Origin of the sequence: Qingrenia yutianensis (genome assembly GCF_014385105.1) — a bacterium.
In the GTDB taxonomy this organism is placed as follows: Bacteria; Bacillota; Clostridia; order UMGS1810; family UMGS1810; genus Qingrenia; species Qingrenia yutianensis.
In genome coordinates this window covers 21,816-45,314 of the sequence record NZ_JACRTE010000003.1, presented here as the reverse complement: position 1 = coordinate 45,314, position 23,499 = coordinate 21,816, and the positions used below count along the sequence as shown (strand labels likewise).

Below are 23,499 nucleotides of genomic sequence, written 5' to 3'. Positions count from 1 at the left end.
CCTATATTTCGTCAAACACCCTTACGTGGTCAACAACAAACGCGTCGGGCAGCACCGCTTTTTTAAGCTCGTCTGCCGGTTTTCCCCTCCACATATCGCCGTGGCCGTCGTCACCGCAGTTATCGCCGAAATTTCGGTTATAACCGTGGCACTCGGTGCTTACAAGAATAAACTGTTCAACGTGCGATACCGCAACTTGAGGCGGGCCCTGCCAGCCTATTTTTTTGCCGTCCGCATAGAATGTATATCCGTCCTTGTTCCAGTCAACGCCGTAGTAATGCCAGCCGTCGGGCGTTTCAACAAACGGGAAACGGAAATGTCCGGGCCATACGGCGTCTTTTCCGTAACCGCCGAACCCGTTTCCGCAAAGCATAAGCCCCTCTGTGTGCTGACGGTAGTTTTCCATTATATCTGTTTCCACACCGCAGTATTTTGCGTCGGGGTGCGAGCCGACACCGGGTGCCTGAAGCCAGAAAGCCGCGTGCCAGCCCGGATTTTTGGGAAGACGGCATCTTATTTCATAATAGCCGAATTTGTGCATAAATTTTGCCTTTTCAAACTTTCCGAAAGGCCACACGCCGGTTGTATCCTTCGGAATATCATATGTAAGCGAGCCTGTCTGAAGATGTCCCGAATAAAAGTCCTCGCCCTTTTTTACCAGCGCGATAACAAGATTGCTGTTTCCGTCCACCGAAACGCCCTCGCGCGAGAACGTGGGCGATTTTTTGCCCCAGAAATACTCGCGGAAGTTCCATTTCGATTCGTCAAGACTGTTGCCGTCAAATTCGTCCTGCCAAGCCAAAGTCCAGTTTTTTTCTTTCGGAAGATAGCTCGGCGCGTGGTTTTCAATTTTAAATTCTTTCAATTTTCGTTACCCCCGTTCGGTGTTTTTGCAAGATATGCTTTTATAAAGTTTTCGTTTGTCGTTCCGCCGGTGTAAATTCCCTCGCCGTACTGTACCGCCGCTTTTCGTCCGCCTCCGTCGTTGTCGTTGATAAGCGCGGAGAATTTGAATATTGTATCTTTTTGAACGGCTACGTCCTGCGTAAGTACGGTTTTCCACGGAATTTTAAGCTCATAACAGGTATTTTTTCCGTCACGGCTTATTGCGCCCTCAAATCCGCTGTCAGCGTCGGTCATTGCCTTAAACGCACTGCTTTTAACCATTTCGAGCGTGTTTTCGCCGTTTGTTTTGCCGTAGAGAACAGACGTCAAAACGCTTGTTCCGAGCATATTTTCGGGGTCGTAAACCCCTGCAAGCTGAAAACTGTCGTAACGCCACATTGCCGCACTTTGAGGAGATGCGTCAAACAAAACATTGTCGGTAACGTTTGCCGCAATGTAGAAATTCTCTTCGTCCCACGAATAATACAAAAGCGCACTGCAGTCGTCCGCGCCCGTGTACGGGTCAACCGCGTGAATGTCAACTGCGTTGTCGGCGCCGAGATATACAAAGCTTTTATACTCGTTTTCACCTATCTTTCCGTCGGTCACAGGCTTGTTATACGCATATTCGCAAACCGCAAACGACGCGGATTTTGCAAAATCCACTGTTATTCCGTCGCTTGTGACAAATGCAGCCTCCATTTTCACAACGTTAACATCGGACGGAGCTTTTATGACGATTTTATATGTATCGCCGGGGTTAATGCTCAAATTGTCATACTCGGCATTGTAATCTTCTATACCCGAAAGACGGTTTATAACAAACTTTCCGTTAACGGTTTCTTTTGAATTGTTTGAGATGTCTATACTCAAATTTACAACTTCGTAATCGAACACGCCGTTTGTAAATCCGGGCTCGCATTTCATATCAACGTCAATGGGCGTTTTGTAGAAAAACGATAAATATCCGTCAAGATAAGTGCCGTTTCCGTCAAAAACCTTAATTTTTGCCCTATCGGTTTCGGAGCCGTATTTATTGGGTTTTATGTGTATATCCGACGAATTTTCGCCTTTAACCTCGCTTATGTCAAGCTTTGCTCCGTTTACCGGCGTTATTTCATACTGCATACCGCCGTTCGCATTTTTGAGATTAAACGAAACGCTCTGCGAAAATTCAACGTCAAATGCGTTTTTGTCTATAATTTTATTCTCGGCAAGCTCAAATTTTTTGAAATCGCCTTTTAAATATACGGGCGCTTCGGTGAGAGCAAAACCGAACACGCCGTCAATTCCCGAAAGGACTGACACATTGCCGTACGCGTCGTAAACGTCGATTTTGTCCGTTCCCAAATCTATGCTTAAATTTCCGCCGTTTCCTCTTGACCAAAGCATAATCGTGTCGTCGTTTTTATCATTGCTGTGCATACGGTAAGCATATGTATTGTCATTCACCGTGATTTCGTCTTTATACTCATAGCCTGCAAGAAGATTGTTCATATTCGCAACCATTGCATAGCTTGCTTTTGCCGTGCCCGGCGTGTCTGCACCCAAAAACTCAATAAGCCCCCAGTGATGCTCGCGGTTGCCCTTTGTTCTTCCGCCGTCGTAAAACGTGTACATCACATACTGATTGAAATTGCGCACTTTCCGCATCGCGGCATAACCCTCAACAAGATAGTAACCCTGCCTTTTCTCGTCAATGCCGTAATACGTATCGTCTGCCCAGCCAAGCTCGGAGGTGACAATCGGCATATCGTAATATCCGTATTTGTCAAGCACCGCGCGCGCCTTTTCAAGTTCTTTGATAAGTCCGCCCGACATAGGGTCGTACCTCGGTGCATACGCGTGACAGCAGTAGCCGTCCATATAGTCACCGCCGCCCGCCTTTAAAATATCCTCCAAAATGTCACTGCGCACCGTGCTTGTTACAACGCCGTAAAGCTTTAAGTCGGGCGCCTTTTCCTTTATCCTCGTATATGTGGTTTTCATAAGATTTATATAATCTTCCATTGGACGCGAATAAAGGTTAAACGACGCGCCCATAAGCTCAAATTCGTTCCACATATCGTATGCAACGATTGAAAATCTTTCCGACTCGGTGACAAAATCTATGTAGTCGGTATATTTTTTCATACCCTTTTCGGTATACGGAAGCTGTTCGCCCGGAAGAAGGTCGGTTTTTACACTCAAATAAGTGTTTATCTGCTTTATGTTCCTCTCTTTTAAAGCGCGTGAAAGCGTGTCTGCCCTTCTGGGGTAAACAAAAGCCTCGTCCGCGTTTATGTCACGGCTTATAACGTTGCTGTACGACTCCATTGCGCGCACAATGCCTATTCCTGCCTTCTGATAAAGAGGCGCCCATTCATCACGTCTGCCCGAGCAAGTGCCGAAAGCATAGTTCATAGTTTTGCCGTAATCGGTTCGCACATATGAAAAACGCGTTGTTTTTTCGCTGTAAATTTTATGTTCGTCATTGTAAAAAACCGCCGTCATAAAATATACTCCGTATTTTCCGCCGACATCAACATCAAGGTTATATTCGGTTTCTTTGCACGGCTCAATATTTAACGTATCGGTTTTTTCAAAAACAACATCGCCCTCGATATTTTTTGCGCTGAATTTTGCAGTCAGCGGATACGCGCCGTACTGACGGCTTTTTTCGGCGTATTTTTTGTTATCGAGAGTGTATTTAAACGAAATTTTTTCGCCCGTGAAAAAGTTGTTGCCGTAATTCTCGGTTGACGGAACAATGTTTATATGATTGAATTTATCGGTAAGATTAACCTCAACATTGTTTACAACAAAGCTGCCGCCAGACGTTCCCATTGTTTTTGACTTTGAACAAATTCTGAAATCCGCGCCGTTTACGCCGTTTTGCAAAACCGCGTTGGTAAGCGTGAAAGTGTATGTATGCCACATAAGCGAATTATCAAGCTCAAAATAGGGCGACTCGACAATTTTGCCGTCTGTGTTTTGATATTCCACGCAAAACGCGCTTGATACCTGTTTAAGACGTGCAATATTGATGTTCGACTTGTCGAAATAATCAACGCTTATTTCAACAACGCGTCCCATATCCTTTTTATCGGCAAGATTATCGTCAACGTCAATATAAAGGTAATAATCGGTGCTGTCCGACTCAACGTCGAAAAGCCAGCCTTTTTTTCCGCCCATAGACGAAATTGCATTTTTGCCGTTGTCGCCGGTATAAACTTTCATATTGCTTGCGTGAACGGTTTCGCTGCCGTCAACATAAGCACGGATTTTTTCCGTGTTTTCTGCACCCTCGCCGTATGCAACGCACGAAAAAGCCGAAGTAACCGTAAAAAATGCCAAAAATCCCGCAATAAGCCTTTTCATTGTTTCCTCCTTTTATTTCAGCAAAGTCCTGTCATAAGCATTCTGCATAATTTCTTTAAGACGCTCCGCGCCGAGCGAATTTAAGTCCGACACAAATTTATCCCAATTTGCGTCAATATCCTTTGCGCCCGTGACAAAATCCACGGTTGCGCTGTTTACGTAAGACATAATCTCTCCGCTTATTCTTGCAACCTCGTCATATTCGCCGGCGTCGTAAACAAGCTTTACAATATATTCTTCGGGCATAAGCTTTTTATAAGCAAGCGACGACCGCGCGATTTCGTAGTCCATAGGATTTGACTCTGTAACCGCAACGCCCAGACCGATGTTATAATCGCGGTATCCGGGGCCTTTTCCCTGCCAATGCGAATTTTGCCGTACTCCCCATTCGAGTTTCGGCACAATAAGCGCAGGATAGCCCTCGTCCGACGCAACGCCGGTATCGTTTTCGCCTGCTTTTTCCCAATCCTTGCCCTCAACACCCCATCTGTTCATAATTGCAACTTCCTCGTCGCACATAATATCGCCGAGTCTGAAAGCAGCCTCGGGATATTTGCAGTTTTTTGTGATAAAAAACCTGCTGCGCGGTTTTGTTGCCCAGCAAATCGGATTTTGCTCACCGCCCGGGCCTATAAGAGGCTCGACAACCTTATATTCGGAATAACGGCTTTTGTTTTCGTCGGAAAAATACGGGCCCATACTGATAAACGAACCTGCAATAACGTCCTTTTTGTCTATGATGCTTTTAAACTGGTCTGCGGTTGTGATAAACGACGCAGGCGACAAAAGATTTTGAGCGCAGAGCTTGTTTAAATATTTTAAGCCCTCTTTCCAGCGTATGTCGGTGCAGGCAAATTTAATTTCGCCGTTTTCGGGATACATATAATAATCCTCCGCGTCGGCATAAACAAACGCGCTCATTATAAAATCGGCGAAAAGATACCCGTTCGCATTGCCTGCGCCCGTACCGATAAACGGAATTTCGTCGCGCGTTCCGTTTTCGTTGGGGTCGCCGTTTTTAATTTTTTCCAAAACCTCATAAAATTCGTCGGTGGTTTTGGGCATATCAAGCCCGAGCCTATCCAAAAACGGCTTATAAATCCAAAGCTTTACACCAAATTCGTTCTGGAGAATTTTTGTATAACGCGGAATTGTGTAGATATTGCCGTCGGACATTGTTATAAGGTCGAGAAATCCTTTTTCTTTGTCAATAATTTTTTTAAGATAATACGATGAATTTTCATAATAGTTGTTAAGCGGAATAATAAGCCCTTTCTGCGCATATGCAATAACATCAAAATCGTCGACATTGTCGCCTATTACAATATCGGGAAGATTTTTTCCTCCCGCGCTCATCATAAGCTTAATGCTTTTATCTGCCTCTCCCTCGTCAAAAAACATAAACTCCAAATTTGCGTTCATTTTTTCTTCAAGATATTTTGTAAGCGCGTTTGATTTGTAATCTTCAATTAAGTTTCCGCCGTTTTCAATGCCTATTGTAAGCGTAATCTTTTCCTTGCATACGGGAAAGACGCCGACTTCGTTTAAGTTGGCATCTTTTTGAAAGGGTGATAAGGGAGAAGAATTATTTTTTTGGCACGATAAAAGACTCGCGCAAATTAAAAGAATAATCAAAGTATTAAATATTTTGAAACAACGTTTCATATTCCTCCCCCTTAACAAAGAGATATTTTATTTTACGTCAGCGCTTTTTGCAAGCGGAATAATTTCTGTATCCGTCCACAAAAATACCTTTGCCGACGCATATGCCGACGGTTTATCAAACGCTTTGTTTACGTTGTTAACAAGCGTGTTTGCCACGGATATTACTTCTGTTTTAACGTCTGCAAGATTTTTTTCGCTGTCGTAGTATGCTATAATCAATTTAACATTTTTTGTTTCGCCTGTCAAATTGTAAACTATTGCACTTGTGTCAATTTTTCCCGTTTCGGTATTTGCCGTACCCTTTAATTCTTCGGCTGTGATTTTGCCTGCTGCACGGGGTGTGAAATCCGTGTTTGTTGCAGTCATTTTAAGTCCGCTGAGCGAAACGCCGAAAGCCGAACTCTGTTTTCCGTTGGGGATAAGAGCGCAACCTTTTGCCCATTCACCGCCAAAGCCTATTGAATCGTCGTGAATATTCATAGGTTCTGATGCTATCTCTGTTGCCGTATTGTTATTTGTGTTGCCTTTTAAAACCATTATATCGTTGCTGACATCTGCGTTGTCAATGAAAAACTTAACTTCTTTATTTACACCATTTGCGCCTATTTCAATTACAACATTGTGCCATTCTCCTTTTGAAATGGCAGAGTTTTTTGAATTTGCGGTACGGTATGTATATCCTTTTTCACTGCTCGTCAACGGTGTTATCATATCTTTTCCGCCTACGCTGAAAATGTAATAAGCATTTGAATCTCCGCTTACAATTTTAGGGGCTGTAAATCTATGTGTGCGAAAGCTTATACCATCGGTATCATTATCAATTTTAATGTTAAATTCAATTCTTAATTTTTTGTAATTTTTCCAAAGGTCAAACGAAATATTTCCGAGTTTCATATATCTGTTGGAGTTTATTATAAATCTGTATCCTGCCTCGTAACCTGCCAATCTGTAATTTGTTACACCGTTGGCAAAATTACCCGCTGTAAGCGATAAAACGTTTCCGTTTTCCGAAACGCTGATTTTACCTGGGTCAGTTTTAAAATTAGTAATATCCGGCAAATCGTCAATAGAGGAAATAATAACCTTATCCTCAGCGTCTGCCTCCTCAGCGTCTGCCGCAAAAGATGAAATTGCAAAAGATGAAAATACAACGGTCAATACCAGTACCAAACTTAAACTTTTCAAAATTTTCATTACAATATCTCCTTTTATAAAATATTTATACAATCAACCCTTAACCGAGCCAATCATAACTCCGGTTACAAAATGCTTTTGAATAAACGGATACAAAAGCATTACGGGTATTGTACTTACAACAATGAGCGAATATTTTAAAAGGTTAGCCATACCTTGTTTTGCCTCCTGAAGGTCGGGGTCGGCAATCTGTGATGCGTCTATCTGGTTTTCAAGCAGTATTTCTCTTAAATAAAGCTGAAGAGGCCAGTATTTTCGGTTGTTGAGATATATAAACGCATTAAAATACGAATTCCAGTGAGTTATAGCATAATAGAGCGTCAAAACCGCTATAACCGACTTTGAAAGCGGAAGAACGATTTTTGCAAAATACAGAAAATCACTGCACCCGTCTATTCTCGACGCCTCCAAAAGCTCTGTCGGAATGTTATTTTGTATAAACGTCCGCGCGATAATAAGGTTGTACGCGCTTATTGAGCCGACGAGCACCATTACCGCAGGTTTGTTTATAAGTCCCACGCTTTTTACAAGCATATATGTGGGTATCATACCGCCCGAAAAAATCATTGTGAATGTAAACAGCAGCGTAAGTCCTTTTCCGAACGGCAAATCGCGCCTTGAAAGCGGATATGCCGCAATCATTGTGAGAAAAAGGTTTATCGACGTGCCGATTATCGTGTAGATAAACGTGTTTCGGTAGCCGATTATTACGTCGTTTTTCTTAAAAACCGCCTCGTAGCCCTCCAGGCTGAAATCGACGGGAAGCAGGAAAACTCTGCCGTTTGTAACCGCCTCTTTCGACGAAAAGGACGACGACACAACGAATATAAGCGGATAAGCTATAATCACCAAAAGCAGGGCAATTATTATATGAATTATGATGTTAAAAATTTTGTCCTCGCGCGAATCTGAAATTTTATTGTGTGTTTTGCTCATTTTTGCCCCCTCCTTACCACAAGCTTGTTTCGCTTAATTTTGACGTTATTTTGTTTACCGCAACAATCAAAACAAAGTTTACAACCGAATTGAAAAGACCTATTGCGGTGGAATACGAATATTTCGTAGACGAACCGCCCGCACCGCCGAAGGATTTTTCGTAAACCAAGGTTGAAATAACCTGGCTTTCCTTTAAGTTTATCGGATTTTGCATAAGATAAATCTTTTCAAAACCTATGTTCATAATTCTTCCGCAGTTTAAAATAAGCATAATTACAACCGTCGGAATAATTCCCGGAATGTCAACGTGCAGGACGCGTTTAAATCTCGACGCGCCGTCTATCTGCGCCGCCTCGTGCAAATCGGGCGAAATGCCTGCAAGCGCCGCAAGATATATTATCGAAGAATATCCCATATTCTGCCACACTCCCGACCACACATAAAGATGTATGAACGATTTCGAGTCTGCAAGGATATTCGGTGCATACGAACCGGTGAATATTTTGTATATGTTGCCGTAAAGTCCCACATACGGATTTAATATCTGGTTCATCATACCTACCAGAACGACTATTGAGATAAAGTGCGGTGCATACATCACCATCTGCACGGTTTTTTTGTATCTTTCGTTTCGCAGAAGATTTATGCAAAGCGCTAAAATTATGGGAAACGGAAAGTTTACCGCAAGCGAATACACGCTCGTTCTCACCGTGTTTACAATCGTTCTCGCAAACTGGTAGTCGTTGAAAAATTTCTTGAAATACTTCAGTCCTGCCCAGGGACTTCCGAACATTCCGAGACGGGGGGTATAGTCTTTGAATGCTATCTGAAGTCCCACCATAGGACCGTAGTTGTAGATAAGTATGTATAACACGGGAAGAAGCAGCATTACATAAAGCTGCCAGTAGTTTTTAAACACCCGCGATACCGTCAGTCCGTTTGTGCTTCCTGTATGTTTTTGCAGTGATGCAGATGACTTTTTCATTAAAACTCTCTCCTAATTTTTACTTGTTCGCTCTGTCATGCGCTTTCTGCGTTTCGTCCAGCAGTTGATTTGCCCCCATATTGTCAAGCTCTTTAAGGTAGCTGTCCCATTCCTTGTCCGCGTTTTTCTCGCCGATAACAAACAGTGTTGTCATTTCTTTCACGTACGACTCTATGTTTGTGTTTATTTCGTTTATATCCGCAATGCCGTCAATATCGTACACAAATTTTTTGACGTCGCTCATATCGGTATACGGAAGATATGCTTTTGTCGACTCGGCAACAAACCTTTCGTTGATGTTGTTTTTGGAGGTAACCTGTCCGAGCGATACGGCATAGTCGCGGTATGCCGCGCCTTTTTGGCTCCAGTGCTTGTTTGTCGGCACCGCCCACACGTTGTTTATAACCTCGATTGTCGGTGCATATCCCTCGTCTTTAAAGAGCGAATATGCGTCTGCATCGGCTTTTTTCCAGTCGACGTCCTTTTCGCCCCAGCGGTTTGAAATTGTGATTTCCTCACTGCACATAAGGTCGCCCAAACGGAATGCCGCCTCGGGATATTTACAGTTTTTTGTTATAACAAACCCTGTTGACGGAATTGTGGGAACCCAAACGGCGCTCTGATAGCCCTTGTCGCCTTTAAGCGGAGGAAGGGGAACGTAGTCGTCGTATCTGTCTTTAACCTCTGCGCTGAAGTTTAAGCCCATCGATACAAACGCGCCGACGATAGGTACGCCCGCATTGTTTCTCAAAGGAGCAAAGCCGTTGCTGTCAAGCGTAAACGTGCTGTCGCTGATAAGTCCTTCTTTATATAACTTTGCGCAGTAGTTTACCGCGTCCTTCCATTCGTCCTGCATATATCCAGCCTTGATTTTTCCGCCCTTTGCATAAAGATAGGTTGTTTTTGGGGTGAATTTCAAAAACGAACCGAAGATATATTCAAGTCCCGACAAATTTCCGAGGCTTGTGTTTCCCGAAAACGGAAGTTCGTCCGCCTTGCCGTTGCCGTTGGGGTCTTTTTCTTTAAACGCCCTTAAAACATTTTCAAATTCCTCGGTGGTTTCGGGCATTTTAAAACCGAGCTTGTCAAGCCATTTTTTGTTTATCCAGCATCTTGCGCAGCCTACCTCATTCTGGAGCGCCTTTGCATAGCTGGGGATATAATACATATTCCCGTCGGATAAGGTTATCATATTCTTTAAATCTTTTTCCTTTTCAAACGCGTCGTTTATGTAGTATGCCGAGTTTTCATAATACGCGTTAAGCGGAATTATCATACCCGCGTCGCCGTAGCCTGCCAGCGCGCCGTCGGTGAAGTTTACACCGCATATAATGTCGGGAAGCTCGTCACCGCCCGAATTCATCATAAGCTCAACCTTTTGCATTGTGTCGGACGACGGAAGAAATTCAAACTCAATGTCGCAGTTCATCATTTCTTCGAGCTTTTTTGTAAATGTGTTGTCGTCGTAATCCGTTATAAATTCGTTTTTCGGAATACCCACTCTTAATGTTATTTTTTCTTTGCATACGGGAAAAGCTCCGACCTCGTTTAGGTTTTCGTCTTTTTCGTATTTTGTGTTTACCGCGCCTTTTGTATTTTTTCCGCACCCTGCCAGACTTCCGAAAGCAAGCGTCGCAGTCATAAGAATACAAACCGCTTTTTTGATGACCGTCATTTCGGCACCCTCCTTTTTTAAAATTGTCCTTGTTACAAATTCATTATACTCTGCGGTGCATTTTGAAGTAAACATTAAAAATCCGAAATAAACTGTAAAATTCCGAAAAAGCGCCGTTTTAAGCCGAATTTCGGGTGTCGGCTTATTGACATAACATCATTTTTGTGCTATAAATACAGTATGGTTTTAATGCGTTTTTAAAAAGAATTTTTATTCTGTTTGCAATAGATAATCTTAAAATTTTACTTTTTCCTTAAATTGATTTCCGATATAATTTTCATTTTAAATTTGATATATTTTTGTGTAATATTTTTATTCGTTTGAAAATTTGCCTTTTGCAAATATTCAATATAAATTTAAAATTCAATATTTTTAACGGGAGGATTTTATGAAAGCGAGATTAAAGCTTGCAGACGGCGGCGAAAAAACCGCAGACGCAAAAATTATCGAAAAAGATGACAGAACGGTTGTTTATCTTGAAAAGGAAAAATTTTCAAAGGACGTCGAATACGTCGATTTTCTGTATGATTATTTTGTAAAAAACACCGGTGACGAGGGATATTTTATAACCGATATGTGTTTGTCGGGCACGGCGCAGACGTTTTTTAAAGAGCGTGAGGACACCGAAAGCGTGAACGAATTTTCATTTGTAACCTGCTACGGTATGAACGAGGGAAAAACAGGTATTTTGGCAATTATCACGGGTATGCAATACGACTTCGGTATGGTTGTCGGCGTAAAAAACGGCGTTTATTATACATATCCGAGGTTTTACATCGACTGCGATATGCCGTACGACGACATACGCGTTGAGCTATACAGACTCGACGACGGAAGTTACTCCGCAATGGCGAGAAAATACCGCGAATATAAGCTTAAAAACGGCTGTGTGCCCCTTAAAGAAAGGGCAGAAAAGGATGCAAGGCTTAAAAAGGCGGCAGACAGCATAGAAGTGCGCGTGCGCCAGGGCTGGAAGCCTGCACCCAGTCCCGTTGAAAACCAGACACCCGAAACCGAGCCGGAAATGCACGTTGCGTGCGATTTTGACCGCGTGGGCGACATTTCAAAATCATTCAAAAAAGAGGGAATTAAAAACGCGGAATTTTGCCTTGTCGGCTGGAACATCGGCGGTCACGACGGACGTTTTCCGCAGATTTTCCCCGTTGACGAGCGCCTCGGCGGTGAGGAAAAGCTTAAAAACCTTATCCGCAATGTCAAAGCCGACGGCTACGGCATTGTATGCCACGACGACGCAACCGCCGCGTATCACATTGCCGACTGCTTTGACGAGGAATATCTTTTGAAAAACAAGGACGGCTCTCTCCACGCGCGCCCGTACTGCTGGTCGGGCGGCAGACCGTACAAAATCTGCCCCAGACGCCAATATGAAAAATTTGAAACCGAAAATCAGAAAAAAATTAAAGCGCTCGGCTTTGAGGGCATACACTATATCGACGTTATCACCATTTTGCCGATATTAAAATGCTACGACAAAAACCACCCGACAAACAAGAAAGAGGGCGCGGAGTGGTACCGCAAAACTATGAAGCTTGCGCGCGAAACTTTCGGCGGATTTTCGTCCGAGTCGGGATATGATTTTGCCGCGGAATATCTCGACTATGCAATGTATTCAAACTTTGCGATGGGCAAGGACGAAAAAATACCTATGTCGGACGAAATTGTTCCGTTCTGGCACCTTGTGTATCACGGAATTATACTTTACAATCCCTGCACGTTTACGTTAAACTACCCTGCAAAGGGCGAGAAAAACCGTCTTAAGCTTATCGAGCTGGGCGGACGTCCGCTGATATGCTACTATGCAAACTTTGCGGCCGACAACCGCTGGATGGGCGACGAGGACTTTTTGTGCGATACCGACGCACAGCTTAATCAAACCGCAAAATGGGCAAAGAAAATGTGGGAGGATTACGAGGAGCTTTCGGACATCAGATATGAATTTATGGAAAATCACACAAAAATATCGGACGGCGTTTACAAAACGGAATATTCAAACGGAACGGCTGTAACGGTTGATTATAACAGCGAAACATACAAAATTGAAAGAAAGAATTAAGAAATATGCGAAAAACGGTTTTCTCAAAATGGGAAAACCGTTTTTTAACTTTAAATATTTTGTTTTTTCATATTTTAATGTTTTACTTTTTCAAAAGCTTTTCCCTTTCGTCTTTTTCCGCGTCCCAGTTTTTGTTGTAGCTCAAAAGCACCGACATAACACCCGAATCAACGGTAAGTTCGCTTCCGCTTATGGTTTTTGCACTGTCGGAGCTTAAAAAATACACGGCGTTTGCAATATCCTCGGGATACGACTCCATACCGAGAGGCCAGTTTGCGCGTTTTTTCTCATAATCCTCGGGAGTATAGCACGACCATCTGTCGTTATACACCGCGCCGACAACCAAAAGATTGCTCCTGATACCGTATTTGCCGAGTTCATAGCACATATTTCGGTTCATAACGTCAATCGCGCCCTTGGACGACGCGTAAACTATTCTGTTCGGGAGCGCACGTTTGCTGTGAACAGAGCCGACAAGCACGATACTTCCGTGCGTGCCGTTTTCAATCATGAGCTTCGCCGCCTCCTGACAGCAGAAAAAATATCCTTTTGCATTACTGCTCATCACATAGTCAAACTGCTCGGGAGTGGTCGAAAGTATGCTCTGATTATATCCCGGGTCGGCGGCGTTGGACACAAGCGCGTCCACTCTGCCGAAATCTTCCCTCACTTTTCTAAATGTTTCGCGTATTTGGTTTACGTCGTTTGTAAGCATTGCATATCCCTTTGCCGTAACGCCCGGATATTCGCTCATAATTTCCCGTGCCGCCAAGTCTGCGGATTTTTCGCTTCTGCTTGTGAGGCAAACGTTATATCCCTCTTTTGCAAATTTTTTTGCAACGGCAAGACCTATATTTCTTGCCGCGCCCGTCACAAAAACAACAGGTTTGTCCGTCATCATTTGTTTTCATCTCCAATAAGTTTTTTTATTACATCAACGTGCGCCCTTGCAAGTCTTGTTATTTCCGCAAAATTTCCGCTTGCAACGCAGTCGGGTTTTAAAATTGTAATACCCGTGCCGAACGCCTCCGCGCCTGCATTGTAGTATTCCGGTATGGTGCCGGGATTTACTCCGCCTGTCGCCATAAGCGGTATATGCGAAAGGGGCGCTTTTAAATTTTTGATGTAGTGCACACCCATATCGTCCGCCGGAAAAAGCTTTACAATATGCGCGCCGTATGAATATGCCTGTTCGATTTCGGTCGGTGTCATAGCGCCCGGAATTGATATCATACCGAGTTTGAGCGTTTCTTTTATCACCGCCTCGTTTGTGTTGGGCGAAATTATATATTTCGCGCCGGCGTCATATGCCGCCCTCACCTGCTCGGTGTTTAAAACCGTTCCCGCGCCTATAATTGCTCTGCCGTTTGCCGCCTTTACCATTGTTTCGATGCAAAGCTTGTTTTTTTCGATACAGTCTTTATCCGACTGGCAGAATGTGCTTTCAATAAGGCTCACACCGCCGTCTATGACTGCATTCACACAGTCTTTGATTTTGTCCTGCGGTATTGCGCGCGCAATTACCACAAGCTTTTTGGTTAAAATTTCGTTTAAAACATTCATTACAGCCACGCCGCTCCTTTCGCCGTTGACGAAACATTTCTTGCAAAAAGCCTTAAAAACGGCTTGAATTTTTCCTCCCGGAGCCTCCAGTCAACCTTTTTGAGCCTTTCTGCAATTTCTTCGTCCGATAAGTCTATGTCCATTTTTCTTTTTTCCACGTCTATTATGATTTTGTCGCCGTTTTCAACAACCGCGAGCGGGCCTTTTATCGCTGCCTCGGGCGCTGCATAACCAATGCTCAATCCGCTTGTACCGCCCGAAAATCTTCCGTCGGTGATGATTGCAACCTTATCGTAAATATCCATTCCGGCAACCTCTTTCTGAAAAGCAAAGGCGGTTGTTCCGAAACGTCCTTTCGGTCCGAGATAGTTTATAACAACCGCGTCGCCTGCCTTTATCTCACCGTGTCTGAGAGCCGTTATCGCGTCGTCAACCTCGCTGAAAACCTTTGCCCTGCCCTCAAAATGCATCATATTTTTCGGCACTGCCGCGGTTTTGAGAATTGCACCGTCGGGTGCAAGATTTCCCTTTAACACAGCTATTCCGCCGTCGCTCGATACGGGTGCGTCAAGCGTGTGGATAACGTCGGTGCCATATACGGGCGCATCGGAGTAGTTTTCTTTGAGCGTTTTGCCGTTAACCGTTTTGCAGTCGGAATTTAAAAGCGGAAGAAGTGTTTTCATCAGCGCTTTCATACCGCCTGCGCGCTCAAAGTCGTTGAAATAATATTTTCCGTTGGGGGCAATTTCGGTAAGAAGCGGAATTTTGTGCGACATTTCATCAAAGAAGGACCACCAGTCGCGCTCTATTCCTGCCTCGTGCGCAATAGCCGGAATGTGCAGTAAAAGATTTGTTGAGCCTGCTATCGCGGTGTCGGTGATTATTGCGTTTTCAATCGCCTTTTCGGTGATAATATCGCGCGCGGTTATGCCCTTTTTCACCATTTCCATAACATATTTTCCAGCCTCGAACGCCATTGCACCGAGCCGTTTGTCGGCAGCGTTAACGGTAGCGTTTCCCGGAACTGTCATACCCAGCGCCTCGGCAATACAGCACATACTGTTTGCGGTGGTCATTGAACCGCACGCGCCCTGACCTGCGTGCGCACAGTAAACCATATCGTCAAACTCCTCACGGCTCACCTTGTTCTGCATAACCTTTCCGACCGTTCCCGAAACCTCGGAAAGCCCTATTTCTTTCCCGCGGTAAAAGCAAAGGGGCATATATCCGCCCGTCACCAAAACCGTCGGAATGTTGAGCCGTGCCGCCGCCATAAGCTGACCGGGCACGATTGAGTCGCAGGTGCCGAGAAGCACCATACCGTCAAACATATTTGCCTCAACGTTAAGCTCTATTTCGTCGGCGATAAGATTTCTGCTCGGAAGTTCGATATATCTCGGGTCTTTTAAAACCATTCCGTCGCAGATACCGGTTGTGGAAAGCTCAAACGGAAGTCCGCCTGCCTCGCGCACACCGTCTTTCACCCTCTGCGCAATCTCCTTTAAATGAATATGCCCCGGATTGTATTCGTTCCACGAATTGACAACGGCGATATACGGCTTTTTCACCTCGTCGCGCGTGTATCCCATACCGTATAAAATGCCGTCGCGCTTAACGCTTCCCACACCGAATTCCCATTTACTTCTTTCAAACATCATTTTACCTTCTTTCCGCAAAAGCATATGTATTTTTTGCCACCATAAGTTCCTCGTCAACAGGCGTTATGTAAACCTCAACCTTCGATTTGTCCGACGAAATCTTATACGGCTCGCCCGCCGGTTTATGCTTTAATTTTTCGCTGTCAAGCTCAACGCCGAGAAATTTTAAACGGCTGCATATTTTTTCTTTCACAATAACGCTGTTTTCGCCTATTCCGCCAGAAAAGCTTATGACGTCTATTTTCCCCAGAACGGCAAGATACGAACAGATGTATTTCGACACGCTGTAAGTAAATGCGTCGATAACCAAGGTATCGTTTGCCTTTTCTATATCGCGCAAATCGTTGCTTATACCGCTCATACCGTACAAACCGCACCTTGTGCACAAAAACTTCCGCGCATCGTCTATGCTCATATTTTCTTTTTCCATAAGGTAAAGCACCGCAAAAACGTCAATATCTCCGCAGCGGTTGTTCATGGGAAGTCCGCTTTGGGGAGAAAAACCCATACTGACATCAACCGATTTTCCGCCCTTTACCGCGCAGACCGACGAGCTTCCTCCGAGATGAACCGACACAATATTTTTTTCACTGCCGAATTTATATGCGGCATAGCTGTGCGCCGCGCCGTGAAATCCGTATTTTCTTATGCCGTATTTTTTTGCAATGTCCTTGTCAATAGGATACACCGACGCGAAATCGGGGATTGTGTTGTGAAACGCCGTTTCAAACGACGAAACCAAGGTAACGTTCGGGAAATATTTTTTAACCGAATTAACCGCCTCGATATACGGCGCGTTGTGCGCAGGCGCGGACGCACTGTATTCCTGCATTTTTTCAATCACCGCGTCATCTATAACACACGGATAGTTGATACCGCCTGCCATAACCGTTTTAAAGCCGATTGCCGAAACGCCGTTTATGCCGTCCGCACAGTTTTTATCTATAAAATCGATTATCATTTCAAGGCACGTGCCGTATCCGTCCGACGCGTCAAAAACCGTGCTTTTTTCGGTATCTCCCGACAAAAAATTACAGCCGGCATTTTTTGAAAACACGGAATTTATTTTTCCGCTTGCAATCACGCTTAAGTCGTCCATATTAAAATATTTGAATTTAAAGGACGTACTGCCGATATTTAAAACAAGAATTTTACAAGCCATATTTATCACCGAACGCCAAAAGCGCCTTTTCAAAGCATTTGAGCGGAACGCGCGCAATGCCTGCACCAAGGCGTTTGCCCGTTTTGGAAATCATTCCGCCGTGGATAACGGGTTCTATGCCCGTGTCCAAAACCTTTCTTATGTCAATTCCCGTGGGTGTTCCGCGGTAGTTTAACGCAGGTATGAGATAATTTGCGTTTTCGCCGACTGTGATTTCCGACATTTCAAGCGTTTGCTCAATGCCGTCGGAAAGCGTTTTATCAAGCGAGCGCATAACCGCAGGCGCTGCCGCCGCGGCAAAACCGCCCAGTCCCGTTGCCTCAAGAATACAGCTGTCGCCTATCCAGGGCAAAACGTCGTCATCATTTACGTCGGACGAAACGTATTCTCCCGTAAGCTTGGGCGACGGCGCGGAATACCAGTTTGTATTAAGTCCGCTTACCTTTATCGCATAATCTACGCCGTTGCCTACCATTGCGGTTACAACAGTTGAATATTCAACATTGCGGATTGACTCCAAAAGCGACATTGCCGACGCCATACCGAGCGGATGGAAAAATCTTACCGTGCCGTATAAAAGGTCGATACATTTTCTCTTTTCGTCCTCGGTAATATCCGCGTCAACAAGCATTTTCATAAACTCGTTTGTTGCAATAATTCCCGTTGCGTCCTGTCTTGAATGAAGCTCGTCGCCCATTTCCACACCGCGCGTGAAAATTTTGCGCATTGCTATACCGCCGTTTGCCTCAAGCACCTTTGTCATTGCCGGAGCGATTATATCACGCACCGTGTCGAGGTGTTTTTTTATGCTGTCATTTAAAATTCCCCAGCCGGCAAGACCTCCGCGGTTGGGACCTTCAAACGGCGGGCAGAAGCCTTTAAATCCCGTGTTTTTATCCTCCACAATGTTAACCGCCATTGACGGTGTGGTAATTCCCGAACCGGGGCCTACAAGGTGATAGTCGTTTGCCGACACAAATTTTATTGTGCCGTTTTCAAGCATTCTGCGCGCCTCGTCCTCGTCTTTTGCATAACCCTCGTACATCACGCCGTTGATACCGCCCTGCTGCTGGGTTGCGCACATTCTGTCCCACGCTATGTCGGGACCCGAATGTATTATCATTCCGTCCTCAACACCGGGAACGCACTCTTTTGCGGGTTTTACGCCTATCCAGTACGGGTCGGTGTTGTCCATAATATTCTTAACCTTCGCGTTTGCCTCATCTATTTTTTCCTTAAAATCAGAATACATTGCCTTTTCGAGAATTTCTTTCGCCCTTTCGGACAAAACCGCCTTTTTGCCGGGTTTCCAGTTAAGCTGTTCGGCAGGTATTCCCTGCTCTTTTACCGCGTTTGCAAATACATCCGTTCCGACGTTTATCACATTTATTTTATCGTTTAACATTTATCTTTCCTCCGTCCCTTTAATAATTTTCATTGCAAGATTTACCGCTTTAACGTTTGTATCGGCAAGAATTACGCCTGACTCCTTCAAAATTTCAGCCTGCTTGTCAAAATTCTGCGGATCAAGGTCGCTTCCGCAGATTGTTGCAATAACCGTAAGATGCCGTCCCTCTTTTTTTGCACGCTCCTTTTCCTCGCAGATGACTTTTGACATAACCGACGCAGGGTCAGGGTGGAGCGCATAGCCGAGAAGAAAATCAAGATATATAACCGCGGTTTCAGGGTCGCGCGCCTCTTTTACAAATCGGTTCACCCTCGCCGTCGGGTCAATGGCAACGTGCGCCCTGCCTTTTGTGAACGTTTCGTCGCCGATATCGATAACCGTGTTTTTTATGCTTGAAAACGGGTCGGGAAGCATAAATTTTTTATCGAGCGCAACGTTTGAATATATTTCACCCGCACTTTTTCTCCACAAAATCTGCGTTTCGTCGGCAAGCGAGCCGCCGCAGAGTATTGCTCGGAAATATTTTTGCCTCGGTGAAAATTTTGATATTTCGGCGTCGGTGTCAATGTTTTCGTCAAATATCTTTTTCATTTCAACCACGTGTCCGCACGAAAGCTCCATAACCTTCTTTGCGGTTTCGTCAAAGGTTTCGGAATACATAATTCCGTTTTCTTCAAGAATTTTGTTGTCGCCGTTCAAAAACTGCACCACAACAGGCTTTTTGCACTTTTTGATTACATCAATAACCTTTAAAAGCGCGGAATGTGCAGGCGGTTTTGAGATAAGCGCGATAACCTTTGTGCCCTCGTCGTTTTCGAGTGCCTTAATGCTTTGTATCATTGTGATACCGCCCACCTCGTCCGACATATCGCGTCCGCCCGTGCCTATTGCGTGGGATATTCCGAACCCGTTTCGGTGAACAAGCACCATAACGGTTTGAATACCGCTGCCCGACGCGCCTGCAAGACCGATATCGCCGCGGTTTACCATACTGCAAAGACCGATTGCCGCGCCGTTTATAAACGAAAGTCCGCACCCCGGCCCCATCATAAATTTGCCTTTTTTAAGCGCAAGATTTTTAAGTTCAACCTCGTCCCCGATGTCAACATTGTCGCTGAACATAAAAACGTTCATATCATTCATAAGCGCCCTTTTTGCCTCCGCGGCGGCATATTCGCCGGCAACGGATATTATTGCAAGGTTCGCGTCGGGAATTGCATTTTTTGCGCCGGCAATGCTTCTGAACGAATTTTGCATATTGCCCGAATTTCTCTCGCTGACAAGCTTTGCAAATTTCTCTTTTGCCCTGCTGCACGCCTCCTCGTCCTTTGCCCTTACGGCAATTATAAGGTCGTTCGGACCCGCGGTGTTCATCTCCTCGGTGTCAAGCCCCAAGTCGCAAATGGTTTCCTTGTTAAGAGGTGTTCCCATTCCTATCGACGCATTGTCGATATCTTCGGTCTGTGCAAGCTTGCCTGCAATTTTCATAAGAAATACCGAATCGTAATAACGGTTCTTTTCAATGTAGTTTTTTACAACCATTCTTTCAGCTCCTTTTTACTGCTTAATATATATCCCAAAATCACGCCGTAACACGTTTCCGTACCCGACGTACTGCCGTAATCTATCATATCGAGCGCGCATTTTTCTATGCTTTTTTCATCATTTGCAACCGCGCATATCAAATTATAAAGACTGCTGTTTATATATCCGTTTGCAACGTCAGTCAAAAGGTTTTTGCTCACCGCTGCGGTGGAAAAATCGCCGTTTTCATAAAGATATTTTGCAAGAATACCGTTAAACCGCTCCCCAATGCCGTTTAAATAAAAATATGCGGATATGCCCGAAATAATATCGTCACACGACGGAGTAAGCCCTGCTCCCAAACCTATAAGCGCCGAAAATCCGCTCAAAGGGTTTTCCTTTAAAAGCTCAAAACCGTATTTTACCTTTTCCGACAAAATTTTGTCCTCAAAAACAGGGCTTTTTCTGCCGTATATTTCAAGCGTTTTTTTCAAAATGCCGATATTTTTTTGAATGTCTGCGCCGTGTTGTATTTTTCCGCGCTTTACGCTTATAATTTCGGGGCACGCCATATCAAAAACAACATTTCCGGCAAGAATGCATTTTTCAAACCTCGTCACCCTCATACCATCCGAAAGCTGAAGAAATGTCATATTTGAGCAAAAATCCGTCAGCACCGCACGCGTGGAAAAACGGTCTGTTTTTTTAAAGAACGTCACAAGCTCGTTTTCCTCGGTGATGACGTTAAAACAGTTTTTGTAAATTCCTGCCGTTCTGCCTATGTGCCAGTTTATTTTATTGACGTTTTCGCAAATGTGCGTTACTTTTAAATTCATATAAAATCCTTTTTGTGCAGAAAATTCTTCTTATATTCGGGATTGGTTTCGGGGTAATCGGTGCGGAAATGCACACCGCGCGACTCTTTTCTCAAAAGCGCGCCGTATATTGCGCATTTGCAGACAAGTGCAGAATTTTCACATTCCTTTTTGCTCACCGCGGCGTCAAATCCGAACGCCGAAAAGCTTTTTACTTCGTCCTCGATACCGCATACCGTTTTGTATGCCTTTTCAAGATTTTCGCCGTTTCTCACAGGTCCCATATTCTCCGACATAACCGCGCGGAGTTTGGTTTTTATGTTTTCAAAATATTCTTTGTTCTGCGCTTTTTTTCTCGGCGGCAGCGCCTTTTCTTCAAAGCTTTCAAAATCAGCGTTTTGTGCGTATTCAGCAGCGCTTTTGCCTGCCGTTGTACCGAAAACGTATACCTCCGTGCCTGCGTTTCCGCCCACGCGGTTTGCACCGTGGATACCGCCCGTCACCTCGCCTGCGGCAAAAAGCCCGTCAACACAGGTTTTGCACTCGCTGTCAATCACAATACCGCCCATAAACGAATGTGCGCACGGAGCAACCTCAATTTTCTGCTCTGTAATGTCAATTCCCGCATTTTTAAAACGGTTGTAATAGAGCGAATGATTTTCTTTGATTTCCGTTTCGTCAATATCGGTAAGGTCGAGGTACACTCCGCCGTGCTCCGTCCCTTTTCCGTCGGTTATTTCTTTGTATATCAGCTTTGCAAGCACGTCTTTTTGTATATCTCCCTCGGATTTATAATATTTTAAGAGGAACCGCTCGCCGTAACGGTTTGTTATTTTTCCGCCCTTGGCAAGCAGTGTTGTGGAAATGCCGAGTTTTTGGGGATATATACATCTGCACGGCTCAAACTGAATAAACTCCATATCGGTAAGGCACGCGCCTGCGCGGTATGCCGCCGCATAGCCGTCGCCCGTCATAGAAACGGGATATGTACTGCCCTCTGCGATATGTATTCCGCCCGTCGCGATTACAACCGACTTGGCGCACACATAAAATTCTTTTCTGTTTTTCAAATCGAGCACCGACGCGCCGATTGCTCTGCCGTTTTCAACGATAATATCCGAGAGCATAGCGTCTGAAATTATTTTTACGCCCTTTTCCTCTGCCATTGATAAGAATTTTTCAAGCGATATTCTGCCCGTTCGGTTTTCTATGTGCGCAAGCCTCGGAACAGTGCACCCAAGCGGTTTCAAAAGGTGGTAGCCGTCTTTTGAGCGGTCAAATTCAAGCCCCGATTTTTCGGTAAATTCAATCTCCGAAACGGCGTTTTCGCAAAGCGTTTTAACAAGGCTTATATTGTTTATTCCTCCGCCTCCGTTTACGGTATCTTCGGCGTAAAGCTCCGCACTGTCGCGCAAACCTAGCGGTGCGTTAAATCCTAAAATATAGTTTGACGCACAATCCGTGCTTTTGGTAACCAAAACCGCACTGCACCCGTTATTTACCGCGGTATATGCGGATTTTACGCCTGCAATGCCTCCGCCGAAAACAAGAACGTCGGTTTTGATGATGTCAGAGATGTTCATAAAATCATTCCTCACATTCTCCGAGCAGTTTAAGCGCATTTTTACGGCAGATTTTTTCATATGTGTCATAGCTTATTTTGCCGTTTTCGCACGCTTCGTCCAAAAACCCGGAAAGCTTTAACATTTCATACGCAGGATTATCGGGATTTATATTTTCGGGGTCGTGTATATCGGTAGCGTAAAAAATACGGTCGGAAAACTCCTCCATAAATTTATAGGCATATTCCTTATCGCGCGTCATTGCGCGGTATCCCGAGAGCGAGGATAAGTCGCAGTAAAGATTTTTATATTTCCGCATTAAATATCCCACTCTGCCCTCTTTTTCAACCTTGCCCGCCGGATAGCTGTCCCTTGTATCCTCGGTCACGTCTGCGTCAAGCTCCGACCAGAAACGCACCGAATGACCGATAATTTTTAAATCGGGAAACATTTTCAAAACCTTTTCAAGCTTCGGCAGGTGCAAACCGTCAATAACGCCGTAGTCGTGACTTTCCTTTCCGAAATGGAGAGTAACCGACATACCGCACTTTTCGCAGTGCTTAAAAAGATTAAGCACCCTTCCGTCATCAAGGCTTATGTTTGATATAAGCTCGCTGATACCCTTTGCGCCGTGCGCCTTGTAATAATTTATGTAATGCGAAAAATCGGTATTTTCGTTGTTACTTCCGAAGCGCGGGTCAAGCCCCAGAAACCACCAGCCTATCGTGTCGTTATATTTTTTTGCAATCGCCTCCGCCTCTCTTGGCGAAAGGCGCTCGGTGGTAAATTCGGGACAGGTTCCCGGCGGCAAAAGCACGCCTTTTTCAACGCCTATTTTGTCATATATTTTTCTAAGCTCTTTAACCGTCGGATAAAAGTGTCCCGAAAGTTTCGGAATACCTCTTTCCTCTATACAATGAACGTGCATATCTATTTTTTTAAGTTTTTTCATACCGCAATACCTCCGTATATAATTATAAGTACAAACCGAAAAGTCTGAAATACTCATTTATGCGGACTTAAAAAAATTAAA

At 44.5% G+C, this 23,499-nt stretch carries 17 protein-coding genes; 1 reads left to right on the top strand and 16 read right to left on the bottom strand.

The features are described 5' to 3' along the window. Position 1: 1 nt before the first annotated feature. The 7 genes from H8706_RS03465 to H8706_RS03435 are packed head-to-tail and all read right to left on the bottom strand — an operon-like array spanning position 2 to position 10,700. Positions 2–865 carry a glycoside hydrolase family 16 protein gene (locus H8706_RS03465; RefSeq protein ID WP_262431502.1) on the bottom strand — a complete coding sequence of 288 codons (864 nt, stop codon included), beginning with the start codon at positions 863–865 and terminating at the stop codon, positions 2–4. Next, complete coding sequence (locus H8706_RS03460; RefSeq protein WP_262431501.1) at positions 862–4,245, bottom strand: sugar-binding protein; 3,384 nt, start codon at positions 4,243–4,245, stop codon at positions 862–864. The genes H8706_RS03465 and H8706_RS03460 overlap by 4 nt, the downstream gene beginning before the upstream one ends. Positions 4,246–4,257: 12 nt before the next feature. Then, on the bottom strand, positions 4,258–5,910 hold the full coding sequence (locus H8706_RS03455; RefSeq protein WP_262431500.1) for an extracellular solute-binding protein: 1,653 nt from the start codon (positions 5,908–5,910) through the stop codon (positions 4,258–4,260). A gap of 27 nt (positions 5,911–5,937) precedes the next feature. Beyond that, complete coding sequence (locus H8706_RS03450) at positions 5,938–7,104, bottom strand: hypothetical protein (protein ID WP_262431499.1); 1,167 nt, start codon at positions 7,102–7,104, stop codon at positions 5,938–5,940. Between the two features lie 33 nt (positions 7,105–7,137). Then, entirely contained in the window at positions 7,138–8,040 is a 903-nt protein-coding gene (locus H8706_RS03445; RefSeq protein ID WP_262431498.1) for a carbohydrate ABC transporter permease, read from the bottom strand. Between the two features lie 13 nt (positions 8,041–8,053). After that, positions 8,054–9,025, bottom strand: coding sequence for an ABC transporter permease (locus tag H8706_RS03440; RefSeq protein WP_262431497.1), 972 nt, complete (start codon positions 9,023–9,025; stop codon positions 8,054–8,056). Positions 9,026–9,044: 19 nt separating this feature from the next. Beyond that, the gene (locus H8706_RS03435; RefSeq protein ID WP_262431496.1) at positions 9,045–10,700 is read right to left on the bottom strand and encodes a type 2 periplasmic-binding domain-containing protein; all 1,656 of its coding nucleotides are present in this window, start codon (positions 10,698–10,700) and stop codon (positions 9,045–9,047) included. 388 nt (positions 10,701–11,088) lie between these two features. Here H8706_RS03435 and H8706_RS03430 point away from each other — a divergent pair, with 388 nt between their 5' ends. After that, entirely contained in the window at positions 11,089–12,774 is a 1,686-nt protein-coding gene (locus tag H8706_RS03430) for a DUF5696 domain-containing protein (protein ID WP_262431495.1), read from the top strand. Positions 12,775–12,856: 82 nt separating this feature from the next. On the opposite strand, the gene H8706_RS03425 is transcribed toward H8706_RS03430, so the two are convergent. From H8706_RS03425 to H8706_RS03385, 9 genes are read right to left on the bottom strand one after another with little or no spacing between them, the layout of a single operon-like run. Next, positions 12,857–13,675 carry an SDR family NAD(P)-dependent oxidoreductase gene (locus H8706_RS03425; protein WP_262431494.1) on the bottom strand — a complete coding sequence of 273 codons (819 nt, stop codon included), beginning with the start codon at positions 13,673–13,675 and terminating at the stop codon, positions 12,857–12,859. After that, on the bottom strand, positions 13,672–14,337 hold the full coding sequence (locus H8706_RS03420) for a bifunctional 4-hydroxy-2-oxoglutarate aldolase/2-dehydro-3-deoxy-phosphogluconate aldolase (protein ID WP_262431493.1): 666 nt from the start codon (positions 14,335–14,337) through the stop codon (positions 13,672–13,674). Before H8706_RS03420 ends, H8706_RS03425 begins: the two co-directional genes overlap by 4 nt. Then, positions 14,337–15,992 (bottom strand): dihydroxy-acid dehydratase, encoded by a 1,656-nt coding sequence (ilvD, locus tag H8706_RS03415; protein ID WP_262431492.1) that lies wholly within the window; start codon positions 15,990–15,992, stop codon positions 14,337–14,339. The genes H8706_RS03420 and ilvD overlap by 1 nt, the downstream gene beginning before the upstream one ends. Positions 15,993–15,996: 4 nt before the next feature. Continuing rightward, a complete protein-coding gene (locus H8706_RS03410; RefSeq protein WP_262431491.1) occupies positions 15,997–17,157 on the bottom strand; it encodes an acetate/propionate family kinase in 1,161 nt (386 codons plus the stop codon). Beyond that, positions 17,147–18,562, bottom strand: coding sequence for a YlbE family protein (locus tag H8706_RS03405; RefSeq protein WP_178347943.1), 1,416 nt, complete (start codon positions 18,560–18,562; stop codon positions 17,147–17,149). The genes H8706_RS03410 and H8706_RS03405 overlap by 11 nt, the downstream gene beginning before the upstream one ends. Continuing rightward, positions 18,563–20,107, bottom strand: coding sequence for an acyl-CoA synthetase FdrA (gene fdrA / locus H8706_RS03400; protein WP_262431490.1), 1,545 nt, complete (start codon positions 20,105–20,107; stop codon positions 18,563–18,565). Beyond that, positions 20,098–20,925, bottom strand: coding sequence for a DUF2877 domain-containing protein (locus H8706_RS03395; protein ID WP_262431489.1), 828 nt, complete (start codon positions 20,923–20,925; stop codon positions 20,098–20,100). Before H8706_RS03395 ends, fdrA begins: the two co-directional genes overlap by 10 nt. Next, complete coding sequence (locus H8706_RS03390; RefSeq protein ID WP_262431488.1) at positions 20,922–22,556, bottom strand: FAD-binding protein; 1,635 nt, start codon at positions 22,554–22,556, stop codon at positions 20,922–20,924. The genes H8706_RS03395 and H8706_RS03390 overlap by 4 nt, the downstream gene beginning before the upstream one ends. Next, positions 22,492–23,418 (bottom strand): amidohydrolase family protein, encoded by a 927-nt coding sequence (locus H8706_RS03385; protein ID WP_262431487.1) that lies wholly within the window; start codon positions 23,416–23,418, stop codon positions 22,492–22,494. The genes H8706_RS03390 and H8706_RS03385 overlap by 65 nt, the downstream gene beginning before the upstream one ends. Positions 23,419–23,499: the final 81 nt, after the last annotated feature.

Coding starts and splice junctions, on each gene's coding strand:
- H8706_RS03455 (WP_262431500.1), bottom strand. CDS start 5,910: ATGAAACGTTGTTTCAAAATATTTAATACTTTGATTATTCTTTTAATT.
- H8706_RS03440 (WP_262431497.1), bottom strand. CDS start 9,025: ATGAAAAAGTCATCTGCATCACTGCAAAAACATACAGGAAGCACAAAC.
- H8706_RS03425 (WP_262431494.1), bottom strand. CDS start 13,675: ATGATGACGGACAAACCTGTTGTTTTTGTGACGGGCGCGGCAAGAAAT.
- H8706_RS03395 (WP_262431489.1), bottom strand. CDS start 20,925: ATGAATTTAAAAGTAACGCACATTTGCGAAAACGTCAATAAAATAAAC.
- ilvD (WP_262431492.1), bottom strand. CDS start 15,992: ATGTTTGAAAGAAGTAAATGGGAATTCGGTGTGGGAAGCGTTAAGCGC.
- fdrA (WP_262431490.1), bottom strand. CDS start 20,107: ATGGTTGTAAAAAACTACATTGAAAAGAACCGTTATTACGATTCGGTA.
- H8706_RS03385 (WP_262431487.1), bottom strand. CDS start 23,418: ATGAAAAAACTTAAAAAAATAGATATGCACGTTCATTGTATAGAGGAA.
- H8706_RS03390 (WP_262431488.1), bottom strand. CDS start 22,556: ATGACACATATGAAAAAATCTGCCGTAAAAATGCGCTTAAACTGCTCG.
- H8706_RS03445 (WP_262431498.1), bottom strand. CDS start 8,040: ATGAGCAAAACACACAATAAAATTTCAGATTCGCGCGAGGACAAAATT.
- H8706_RS03420 (WP_262431493.1), bottom strand. CDS start 14,337: ATGAATGTTTTAAACGAAATTTTAACCAAAAAGCTTGTGGTAATTGCG.
- H8706_RS03435 (WP_262431496.1), bottom strand. CDS start 10,700: ATGACGGTCATCAAAAAAGCGGTTTGTATTCTTATGACTGCGACGCTT.
- H8706_RS03410 (WP_262431491.1), bottom strand. CDS start 17,157: ATGGCTTGTAAAATTCTTGTTTTAAATATCGGCAGTACGTCCTTTAAA.
- H8706_RS03430 (WP_262431495.1), top strand. CDS start 11,089: ATGAAAGCGAGATTAAAGCTTGCAGACGGCGGCGAAAAAACCGCAGAC.
- H8706_RS03460 (WP_262431501.1), bottom strand. CDS start 4,245: ATGAAAAGGCTTATTGCGGGATTTTTGGCATTTTTTACGGTTACTTCG.
- H8706_RS03405 (WP_178347943.1), bottom strand. CDS start 18,562: ATGTTAAACGATAAAATAAATGTGATAAACGTCGGAACGGATGTATTT.
- H8706_RS03450 (WP_262431499.1), bottom strand. CDS start 7,104: ATGAAAATTTTGAAAAGTTTAAGTTTGGTACTGGTATTGACCGTTGTA.